Genomic DNA, 10,906 nt, shown 5'->3' on the forward strand with positions numbered 1-10,906 from the left:
AGTGAAAGCAAAATCTTATTCAGTAAAAGACAATGGTGACTTTCATAATAAAAAAGGTGACAAGCTTGATTCAAAATGGAAGCCGTACATTTTTGATGTTGCTTTTCAAAAACATGTTTTAAAAAATGCCTTTCCAAAATCGACTGTCAGTAGCTACTTAATGCTAGTAGATAAAACGGCAACTTGTGCAACTGATGGTCTTAATCAAAAATTTGTTTTAGCTAAAGATGAGCAAAATCGGAAAGGGGTGTCAGTATCGTCAAGTCTTACCAAAGAAGACTTATCAAATAAATTGTTAGTTAAAGTAAATGTTGATAAAGCAGTGCAACTTGCATACGACACCGAATTAACCACAGGAATGCCAGCCCATTCATTCAAAGAGAACATTACGGCACTTGCTAAGTTTTATCAAGAAGACCAGAAAATAGCACCTGTTATCAAAAAGAAGTGTAAAACGTGTGAGTTTCAATGCTCAAAGGCTGATGAGAAGGATGGTAAGTTAAGTGGTTTTAAAGCTTGTTGGAAAGAACAGTTACATTGGTCTGATGCTGATTTTGACGATAAAACTGTACTTGATATTTGGAACTATACAGGGGCAGATAAGTGTATAGAACAAGGTATTATCAAACTTGTTGATCTTGTACCTGAAGATATTGGAGTAGTGGAAAATAAAAAAGCTGCATTAGTACAAAAAGAACGCCAATGGCTGCAAATAGAGAAAGAACAGAACAAAGACACTAGTATCTATTTTGATACCGACAGTATGCGTAACGTGATGGCTAGTTGGACTTACCCGTTACACTTCATTGATTTTGAAACCAGTGCGGTAGCTATTCCATTTTATAAAGGTATGAGTCCCTACGAGGGCATAGCATTTCAATTTTCGCATCATATAGCTCATGCTGATGGGCGAGTTGAACATGCGGGTGAATTTTTAAATACCGCAAAAGGTGAGTTTCCTAACTTTGAATTTGTTCGTGCTTTAAAAGCACAGCTTGAAAACGATCAGGGCACTATATTCATGTACTCACCACATGAGAACTCATATTTGAATATGATTTATAGACAATTAAATAATTCAAATGAGTTAGACAAAGACGAACTTTTTGAGTTTATCAAGTCAATTACTCGCTCAACAAAGAGTAGTAAAGAAAACTGGCATGGCGACCGTTGTATGGTGGATATGCTTGACCTTGTTAAAAAATATTATTACGACCCCGCAACGAATGGCTCAAATTCAATTAAGTACGTATTACCAGCCATTTTAAATAGCTCTAAGTATTTGCAAGAAAAATACAGTAAGCCCATTTATGGTAGTGAAGGTGGCACTGAGTCTATTAACAGTTTGAACTTTAAGGAAAAAGTTTGGATTGAATTTGATGGACAAGGTAAAGTAAAAGACCCATACAAACACTTACCGAAAATTTTTGCTGATATTTCTGAGCATGATGTTGAATTATTATCAGAAGGTGATGAGTTAAATAACGGGGGGTTGGCGTTGACTGCCTATGCAAGATTGCAGTTTACTCACATGAGTGACTATGAGCGTGAAGAATTGAAAAAAGCGCTGTTGTGCTATTGCGAGACAGATACTGTCGCTATGGTATTTTTATATGAAGCTTGGAGAGAGATGATTAATGTATAAACATGAGTATTTATCAAAAAATGAAGTTAAAAACTTTCTAAATTATTTCAAAGATATTGTTTTTGGTGATAAAGGGTCCTTTAATCAAAATTATACACCCAAAAAGGATAGTAAAAACACATTCAATATTACATGTTTTAAAGAGGCATTTGATAACTACCTATGGGAAGGTAATGATTACAACCAAAGTAAAGTTACTCTCGATAATCATGCCTTTAAATTAAGGTCAGCATTAGACACTAGAGACGATGCGGCTGCTTTAATTCAAAGTTTAAAGGTACTTGACTGGGGAGGAGTTGTAGTTCGACATCCAGTAAGATGGTTGGTTGAATCCTTAGAAAAAGGTACGTTATGTGAAAAACTTAATTTGGCTAGTTCAGTACTTGATTCTGATGATGAAGATAAAATCAACTTGTTTGATGAGAATAAAATTCTCCGGTCAGATTCGGCAACTACTAAGTTGTTTTCACTCATTGGCAATAGATCTATTATCTACGATGATAGGGTCGGCGCAGCTTTAGCTAGAATTGTGAGAGAATTCTTAGAGGTAAATGGTTTTGAAAGTGTTCCTTTGTGTTTGAATTTTATGAGAGGGAGTAAAAATAGGAATCCATCAACTAAACGTTACAGGTTTTATCCAAAAAAAGCAGGGGCACTTCATGCGAAATCTAATATTAGAGCTAATTGGCTTTTATTTGAAATAGCAAAATCCTCAGAGTTTAATGATGTGTTTAACAACATTTGTCTTCCTGAAGCTAGAGCAGAAGAAGATAATATATCTGACAAAGTTAGGATGCTAGAGTCTGCATTGTTTATGATTGGGTATGATATTTTAACTATTGACAATATAACGATAAAAAAAAGGGAAATACCTGTCGAATATCAGGAAGTAGAATGTATATTACCTAAAGTGACTAACCATTCAAAAATCTATGAGTATTTGAAACAACCTAAAAATGTTCATAGTAAAGTTTTCAATTATGACCATATAATTAATTTAGCTAGCACTATTCTTCCAAGAACTACAAAAACTGGTCAGAGTTATGCCACGTTAAAATTTATTCAACAGTTTTGTTTTATAGTAAATGCTGACTTTGGAGAAGAGTTCAAAAACACATCAGATCCACGTGATTTTAATAAGTTGGACCTAATAAGAAGAGAATGTCAATTTGAGCTTATAGAAGATAATTAATATAACAAAGCAGTCACACTTGCATTAATAATTTTTGTGGATTCATTTACTTCAATGGTGTGATGAGACACGTGATTTTAAAAGACTTCTTTATAATCATCTATTTTTAATTTTAAGGATTCAGAAAAATTCGGTTTCGATTCTAAAAAATCTTGAATAAAAAGTTTAGCTTTAGTTTCTTTGCCTTTAGAATGAGAGATAAGAATAAATTGCTCTTCGGCTCTAGTAACCGCAACATAAAGAACTCGTTTTTCTTCTTCCTCACTTGTTCGTCGCACCATTCATAAAATATTTGAAATCACATCTCTGGTATGCGTGCAGAGGCGTGACGCCCTTTTATTTCATACATGTCGTCTGATTTAGGTTTAAAGAAGAAAGGAATTTGGGGTGTATCAATAAAATAACTGGCTATTTATCTTTACTTATAAGATAGTTTGATAATAATTACACGGAAGTACAAGTATGGATATTACTCATCAAACACTTAAAGCCCGTCAACGGCAAGAGCGTGATAACTACCCGATAAACTTAAGCCTTCGAGTGCATCGAGCCTTAAGCTGGCTTAATAGAGCAGAGCAAGCAGAAGGCGATCAAGACGCACAGTTTATTTTTCTATGGATAGCTTTTAATGCAGCTTATTCAAATGAAATAGATGATTACCACCGCTTTACCGAGCAAGAAACCTTTCGAAATTTTATTGATAGATTATGTCAACTAGATGAAGGTAACTTACTATCAGATCTCGTTTGGAAGGAATTTACTAGCAGTATACGGGTGCTTCTAAGTAACCAGTATGTCTTTCAGCCGTTCTGGGATTATCAAAATCAAAAGAAAACCGAAGCCCAATGGCAAGATGATTTTAAGTCTTCTAATGCCTTTGCCCATAAAGCGCTTGGTCATAAAAACACATCAGCAGTTCTATCTGTAATATTCTCTCGTTTATATACCTTACGTAATCAAAGCTTACATGGTGGCGCAACTTGGAATAGCAGTGTTAATAGAGATCAAATGAGAGATGCTGTAGCTTTCATGAGTAAGTTTATTCCTTCCGTCATAAAAATTATGATGGATAGCGCCAATGAACTATGGGGTGACCCCTGTTATCACGTTGTTGAAAAATAAAAAATGGAGACCTTATATGATATTTTAGGTCAAATATTTAGGAGGCAATTTAAGTTAGCAATGCCTACTATATTAAAAAATTTATTTGCATTTTACTAATTTAACTATTGGCTGAACTATACTTTTAGCCACTCTTTTACATGGAAAATAAATATGTCTAAGATCAAATATCCCCATCTTTTCAGTTGATTTTGTGTAACTGGAGTATTCAACAGCAAGCTAAATAAGCACAAATACTAATCGATATTTAATATGAATTGGATAAGTATGCCTTTATATTTTTATTGATGGTAGAATAATTATCACTAAAAATACGACGTATAATGATAACATCCCGATGATTTATTTAGATACAGCAGCTTCTTATCCTATTCTTCCTGAAGTAAAAGAAGCACTGCTAAAAGCATTTGAAAAGACGTTCGCTAACTCTGCTTCTAGTCATTTGTTAGGTGAACAAGTCTCTGATGAAATCAGTAAAGTACGAGAGCAGTTAGCGGATGAAATTGGTGCATATCCCAGTGAGATAATATTTACTAGCGGAGCTACGGAATCTAATAATATAGCCTTTAAGAGTTTCCTTTTAGGAACAGAATTAACAACAGATAAAAAACATATTGTAACTACACAAATTGAACACAAATGTGTATTCGCTATTTGTGATTACTTAAAGTCTTTAGGTTATGATGTTACTTATGTGAAGCCTAATCGAGATGGTATTATTGAAGCTGAATCTATTTTAAATGCAATCAGACCTGATACAGCGCTAGTCTCCGTTATGCACGTGAATAATGAACTAGGCACCATTAACCCTATTGCTGAAATTGGTCAGGTTTGCTTCGATTTAGGGGTGTTATTCCATAGTGATGCTGCACAAAGTTTCCAGAAAATCGATATAAATGTTGATGATATGAATGTCGATGTAATGTCTTTATCAGCTCATAAAATAGGAGGCCCAAAAGGTATAGGAGCAATCTATATTCGTGACTTACGTAAAAAACATTTAATGCCAGTAATTCATGGGGCAGGTCAAGAAGACGGATTACGTGGGGGGACAGTTGCAGCTCCACTTATTGTTGGATTTGGAAAAGCTATTGAAGTATTTTCGAACTACTATGAAAAATTTAAATCACGCCATATTAAATCTTACTTATTAGACCAATTGAAACTTAATGGTATTGAATATCAAGTCAATGGCTCTGAACTTGCGCTAGAGAGTTGCATATCATTAACTTTACCAAGTATTAATACTGATGTATTTGTAAGGGATAATGAGTCTAAATTATGCTTAGCACAAGGCTCAGCATGCTCTTCGAAGGAGATTGAACCATCACATGTTCTAACTGCATTAGGTTTAGATCGAAAGTTAGCTGATCATACTTTTAGGATCAGTTTCCCTTTAGACATATCGATCGATGACTTAGACTTTATAATTGCAGTAATAGCTAAAGCACGTTGATTTTTAGGTGTTTTCAATCAGGATTTTCAGTTTATTGCATCAGTAGCTGTCATAAAAAAAGCGACTAAAAGTCGCTTTGATCTAAATACAACAGGTGTCACTTATAACAAGTAACACAAGCGCCACCACCCTCTACTTCATCATAGATTTCATCCATAATATCGGTATCAATATTTACAATATTTATTTGTAATTGGTTTTGGCGTTTTCGAGCTTTTTTGGCAAAACGTTCCATTTTTTTTGCATGATTAGCTTCAATTTGTACAATTCTGTCTGGAGCTTCTAGGGTTGAAAGAGGTGTATCTTTGCCTAGCCAATAAAAAGTACCATCAGGGCGTTTTTCTTCAGCCGTTTTTTCATAGCTTTTAGCTTCTTCAAAAGCATCCGGGTATATTTGCTTTAATCTAACCCATTCAATCTTTTGTTGATAAAAACAAAAGGTACAACCACTTCTTGAACGCCATCCATAATAGCCTGGCTTTCCAACATCCATAGCCTCAACAATTTTTCTATAAATCTCTACAGTAAGGTTTGAGTCCTTATATGTTGAGTTAGTAGTATTTATTATTTCATTCTCAAAATGCTTGATAACTGCTTCTTCTGTAGGTGTTGTTGGCATATTAGTACTGAGGTCAATAAACAGTTTACGATAATTTACAACTTCTTCAGTATCAGATAGGAGATCAGCACCTTGTAAAATATCAAAAATATCTTTTTTGTTTAAACCATCATCACGAAATGGCATTTCTATTTTGAGGTATGCTTCATTATTCGAGTTAGTTAAAAAGCCTGTTCGCGCTGGTTCATCTGCACGAATACCAACATAAGAAATTACTTTGTCATAACCTTCATTCACCATTTTTTTATTAATCCACATCTCAAATGGAACTAACTTCATTTGAATAGTACACCAACGTGCTTGGGGTGATGGCAAATAGTTTTGATGTTTTTCCAAATGATAATCAAAATCTTTTTTCGTACGATTAGAAGAAAAAACTTCATCATAAGGATCGATGATGGGCTTACCTAAGTAACCTTCCAAACGATTAATAAAATCAATTACCTCAGGGAGCTCTTTACCTGTATCGGTAAAGTAATATTGAATATCAAGTTCAGGGTAATTATCGCGCATATACATAGCAAGTGCGGCACTATCCTTACCGCCGGACAATCCTAGTACGTGAAGGGTTTTAGGCATGTTCAACTCCTTTTGTCATTCCATCTAATAGAGCCATTAAAACAGCTCTTTGCTCATGCTCTTCTAATGTTGAAAGTGAAGTTTCGACATTACTAATTTGAGTCTTATAATCTTTTCTAACAGATTTATATTCTATAGCTTTAAATGAAGCTTGGTAATTAGCTAACTTAAAGCGTTCTATTACTCCAATAAGTTCTGCTTTAGCTTTATTAATTGCATTGTCATCCCAATTACGTTCTGCTTTACCTGATAATAATGAGATTATATTGGGTATCCAATTATTGTTACTTGCAAACTCACCTAAACGTTGGGCAAATGTTTGTAGCTTAGCATCCGATGTGAACACCGCGACATTTGTACATTGCTTTAATAAATGTTCATCAATAGGCAGGTAACTTGTTATTTCAGTTTTAAATGCCTTAACCATCTCTATATGTGAATTAGTAATCTCATTCAATATAGTTTTTATATTGTCAGATTTTATCTCAGTTATGGATTTAGTTGGAAAAAGAGATGTTATTTTTTTAAACAAATAATTGTGAGGATCAGATGCGGTTTTCGAATGTAAAATAAAATTCTTAGCTGATTGTGATAGTGATTTAGTATTACGAGTCCAAGTTGATAACCCTGCAAATAATGTAACATACTCTTGGGCAATTGCTAGGGGGGTAGGATCTCCGCTAAAGTTTGGAAGAGCAATAGCTAATTCATTTAAATATGCCGTTTTTTCTTGGTCAACTTTTACAAGTTGAACACCAACAAACGACGATTTTAGCATTAATTTTATTACAAACTCTTCATCGGGCGCTGTAATAAACATATGTTCGTTTGTAGCATCGTTTTTATCAAAAAATGCAAAATCTTTAAGGTGCGTCATTACAAAGGCAAGTATCCAAATGGATCTTATTCCCTTAGGAACACCAAAAGGTTTTTGAGACCAAAGATCATCAATTTCATTTAACCAAACAATATCGCCACGTTTTTTGATCAGAAGACTTGCAGAATTAAATAACGCCTTAAGATTTACATCACGTGGCTGACTGAAGCCTAAAATACCTTCAGTTTCTGTATGAAGTTCTTTATTCTTTAAGCATGAAAAATATAATCCTTTCTCTGCTGGAAAGCTACCAGCAGGGAAGTTCAGGTTCTCTTCTTCAAAGTTTTCAGCCATTGCGATAAGTAACTTCTTAATTGCAGAGTTAGCACTACCCGATGGTTTAGAACGGTTTACTAATTCATTCTTAATCACAGGAGCTTTATTGAAAATATGATCGGCAATTGAAGATGTTATTGATGCTAACGTTTTGTGTTCAAGTGACAGTGAATCATATTTCCATTCTGCTGTTTTAAAAGCTTTATCTGTTGCTTCAAATATGGATTGTTTTGCGAGTTCTATACGGTGATTAATTTCATTTTTTGCAATGAAATCATGGGTTATTTCTTTATGTTCTCTTAATACTTTATTCAAAGCAATCAATTCAATTGCCTGTGTTTTTAATATAGAAAATTGAGATTGGTAGCCTAATATAATATGTTCATTATTATCAGCAATGTCTTTTGCTCTTTCAAATAAAGACTCATCTACAGGTAGAACAAACCACAAAAATGTATCTCCACTCACAGGACTTGTATCTAAGTCCACTATTTCAGAGAAGTTGTGCTTTCCAATTATTTTTGTTTGTGCCCAGCGCATTGTGCCCGTTTTATGGTAATGAGCTGTTGCTAGTATATTATTTGCTTGAGAGATTTGAGATGTCCAATCTACACCATCTTTAATCTCTTCTATTGTAACCGAGATTAATTGATTAATGTCGATATCACTACCTTGGAAAACGAACAATGCATCGTGCTTTTGACGATATATAATAACTGTCCATTCTTCTAACTCTTTTATGGCTAAAGTAACATCGTGTTCTGAAAATCCTCGCGAGCTAAAATAACTAATTAAGAACTTTCGTTTTGCAAATAGTTGGTGTTGAAATCCAAATAGAGTTAACAGTGCAATAGTCTTAGTTATCAGACAATGTAAGTCAGAGCCTTTTTGTTCAGCTCGATAAATTGCATCTTGGCCTTCCAACCAAACTTTACTGTCTGAACTTGCCAGAATAATGTGGTTTAAGTTGTATTGTAGGTAATCCCAGAATAACTCAGGGTGAAACAACTCAAGCTTATTTCTCTCAACATTCAATTCTGATGGATAATTTTGTTCAATAAACTGTTTGAATCCCATTTTTTCATTAGATGCTAAAAAGCCGAATAAACTTCGTTCATTTTGAGAGAAACTTCTTTTTGATATAGGGCCTAATAGTAAGCTTACTATTGGATCTAACGGTAAAGAGTTTAACAGAGGCGATTTTCGGTCAGTTTGAGATGGAAAGAAGCTAAGTACTGAAGAAATTAAGCTATCATTCTCTTGAACTAATTTTTTTTCTACACCGTCAGTCTTAGTTATTGAGTCACCAATTAATACCAACGATTCATCAATAGAGGGGTTGTAACCCATATCGCGATAGCGACCTTGTACCTTAGCCCAATCTTTTTGAGCTGAAGCGTTCATAGCTTTAGAATATTCACTAAATGCTTGATGCAAGAAGCCAATTAAAATTGCAGGTGTTTTAGACTTTTGAATGACATCAGCAAGGTTTTGGAAAAAATATAAATCTTTATTTTCTCTAGATTGATAATCTAACGCTTTACCCATTTCATCCAATAAAATGATTACACCGTCAACTTTAGCACTTTTATCAAGTGTTGAAGCAATTAGAGAAAGGCATTCATCATCGTTTAATTGAAAAATATCTTGTTTATTAAATTCATGCTCTAGTGTTTTTAAAATAGAGCAAGTAATAGTTGCTGAGGGGACATTTAAACCACAAACATGCTTTACTACTTTCCAACCTTTGTTTATGTTGAAGCTTGTTTGAAAGTCCTTTTCCTCAGTACTCGCTGCTAGTTTTGCATTCGCGTAGTTTCGTACATTTTTTTTATCAGACAATAATTGCGTTAAAAAGAGTGCTATAGTTGATTTACCCGTGCCATAAGGCCCTGTGATGGTAAAACAACGCTGTTCACTTTTAGTGAAATCTCTACTGATAGTATCTAGCACATTTAAAGCTGTACCATGTAAAATAAAGCTATCTATGAAATCTTTATGGTTAAAAGCGTCATTATCTAGACGGGTTGAACTTTTATATTTTTGGCTGATATCAATCATAGATGACATTTCATTCAACTCCATAGTATTTATTTAGAATTTGAATAGGGTTCTTTATTAAACTAATAGGGCATGAAATTTGTCTCAAGCCTCTAGAATCAACCCAAGTTAATCCACCATTTGTAGTCATTTGAGCATCATCAAGTTTCTGACCAAGACCATGTTCTGATAATCGAAATATTCTACCAGGAGAAAATGGGTTACTTAGTAAAGTATCAAAACCAATAGTTAACTCTTCTGTCTCTAAGTTAACGTCTTCTAAATCAATAGTTAAACTCATAAATCTAGCTACAGCATAAATGAATATTTCGATAGGTAAATCTTGTTGTTCGCGAAGAGGGCTCGTATAAAATCCATTACCGTTATCATTAATTAAATTTAGTTCAGCTAAAGGAGATGAAAAATGATCTTCGTCTATTTTGATTATTTTAGATGAATTAGCTTTTCTTTTCCGACAATAAGTATGCAGAAAACAATCGAGATCTTTTTTTAGACTTTTATCCGTAATACCATCGTTTTTACAAATTCGCTGTGCATCCTCGACAAAATCGAATAAGTATTTTTCTTTTTCGAAACTTTGTACATGTGAAAAATTGAAAAAATATCGGTATGAAGTTAATGATTCGTTATCAAAGTTAAGTAAAAAATGAATTAACCAAATAGAACCTTTCTGTTCCAAATAAGGGTCGTTGCCGTGATGTGCATCAATGTCACCAAAGATGTAATTACCAAGCTCTGTTACTGAAGGGGGGGTATTTATTTTATCGTTAATAACACCCGTAAAATCAGACCAATAACGGATGGCATTTACCATGTTTTTACCAACGCCTAGTTCTATAACGGCTTTTTCAACATCCTCATTTTTAGATGTTTTAAAATAATGGCCTGAATTCATATGGTTAACAGCTTTATAAAGCCATCCATATCTTAGAGGGAATGTATCGTGTCCGGAAAATTTTGCTTTCATTAAGTTGTACGTCTCTGGAGGAATTGTCCAGATGTGATGATATTACTTTTTCAGTATAATTTAAAGATGTATTCAGGATTAATTGCTGTATATTAATACAGTAATTAATTGG

At 33.9% G+C, this 10,906-nt stretch carries 8 protein-coding genes; 4 read left to right on the top strand and 4 right to left on the bottom strand.

The window, feature by feature from the left end; translation table 11 throughout:
* Together H4J70_RS20060 and H4J70_RS20065 are read left to right on the top strand one after the other, a co-directional pair.
* A partial coding sequence (locus tag H4J70_RS20060) for a DUF2779 domain-containing protein (protein ID WP_182251775.1) occupies positions 1–1,645 on the top strand: 1,645 nt, incomplete at its 5' end.
* A complete protein-coding gene (locus H4J70_RS20065) occupies positions 1,638–2,837 on the top strand; it encodes a hypothetical protein (protein WP_182251776.1) in 1,200 nt (399 codons plus the stop codon). The genes H4J70_RS20060 and H4J70_RS20065, both read left to right, overlap by 8 nt.
* Before the next feature lie 77 nt (positions 2,838–2,914).
* Here H4J70_RS20065 and H4J70_RS20070 read toward each other — a convergent pair whose 3' ends face one another.
* Positions 2,915–3,118 carry a hypothetical protein gene (locus tag H4J70_RS20070; protein ID WP_182251777.1) on the bottom strand — a complete coding sequence of 68 codons (204 nt, stop codon included), beginning with the start codon at positions 3,116–3,118 and terminating at the stop codon, positions 2,915–2,917.
* Between the two features lie 181 nt (positions 3,119–3,299).
* Between H4J70_RS20070 and H4J70_RS20075 the strand changes: the two genes are divergently transcribed.
* On the top strand, positions 3,300–3,959 hold the full coding sequence (locus H4J70_RS20075; protein ID WP_220470408.1) for a HEPN domain-containing protein: 660 nt from the start codon (positions 3,300–3,302) through the stop codon (positions 3,957–3,959).
* A 337-nt stretch (positions 3,960–4,296) separates the two neighbouring features.
* Complete coding sequence (locus H4J70_RS20080) at positions 4,297–5,415, top strand: cysteine desulfurase family protein (RefSeq protein ID WP_182251778.1); 1,119 nt, start codon at positions 4,297–4,299, stop codon at positions 5,413–5,415.
* A gap of 97 nt (positions 5,416–5,512) precedes the next feature.
* Here the strand turns inward: H4J70_RS20080 and H4J70_RS20495 are convergent, their stop codons facing one another.
* From H4J70_RS20495 to H4J70_RS20095, 3 genes are read right to left on the bottom strand one after another with little or no spacing between them, the layout of a single operon-like run.
* Positions 5,513–6,613, bottom strand: a complete 1,101-nt coding sequence (locus tag H4J70_RS20495; RefSeq protein WP_259368093.1) for a phosphoadenosine phosphosulfate reductase family protein — start codon at positions 6,611–6,613, stop codon at positions 5,513–5,515.
* On the bottom strand, positions 6,606–9,836 hold the full coding sequence (locus H4J70_RS20090; protein ID WP_182251779.1) for an AAA family ATPase: 3,231 nt from the start codon (positions 9,834–9,836) through the stop codon (positions 6,606–6,608). The genes H4J70_RS20495 and H4J70_RS20090 overlap by 8 nt, the downstream gene beginning before the upstream one ends.
* A gap of 1 nt (position 9,837) precedes the next feature.
* Positions 9,838–10,794, bottom strand: a complete 957-nt coding sequence (locus tag H4J70_RS20095; protein ID WP_182251780.1) for a DUF4007 family protein — start codon at positions 10,792–10,794, stop codon at positions 9,838–9,840.
* Positions 10,795–10,906 lie beyond the last annotated feature (112 nt).

The organism is Colwellia sp. BRX8-9, assembly GCF_014077245.1.
Classification (GTDB): Bacteria; Pseudomonadota; Gammaproteobacteria; order Enterobacterales; family Alteromonadaceae; genus Colwellia_A.

What these genes read in the sequence shown, in the direction of transcription:
- H4J70_RS20065 (WP_182251776.1), top strand. Translation starts at nt 1,638, where the DNA reads ATGTATAAACATGAGTATTTATCAAAAAATGAAGTTAAAAACTTTCTA.
- H4J70_RS20070 (WP_182251777.1), bottom strand. Translation starts at nt 3,118, where the DNA reads ATGGTGCGACGAACAAGTGAGGAAGAAGAAAAACGAGTTCTTTATGTT.
- H4J70_RS20075 (WP_220470408.1), top strand. Translation starts at nt 3,300, where the DNA reads ATGGATATTACTCATCAAACACTTAAAGCCCGTCAACGGCAAGAGCGT.
- H4J70_RS20080 (WP_182251778.1), top strand. Translation starts at nt 4,297, where the DNA reads ATGATTTATTTAGATACAGCAGCTTCTTATCCTATTCTTCCTGAAGTA.
- H4J70_RS20495 (WP_259368093.1), bottom strand. Translation starts at nt 6,613, where the DNA reads ATGCCTAAAACCCTTCACGTACTAGGATTGTCCGGCGGTAAGGATAGT.
- H4J70_RS20090 (WP_182251779.1), bottom strand. Translation starts at nt 9,836, where the DNA reads ATGTCATCTATGATTGATATCAGCCAAAAATATAAAAGTTCAACCCGT.
- H4J70_RS20095 (WP_182251780.1), bottom strand. Translation starts at nt 10,794, where the DNA reads ATGAAAGCAAAATTTTCCGGACACGATACATTCCCTCTAAGATATGGA.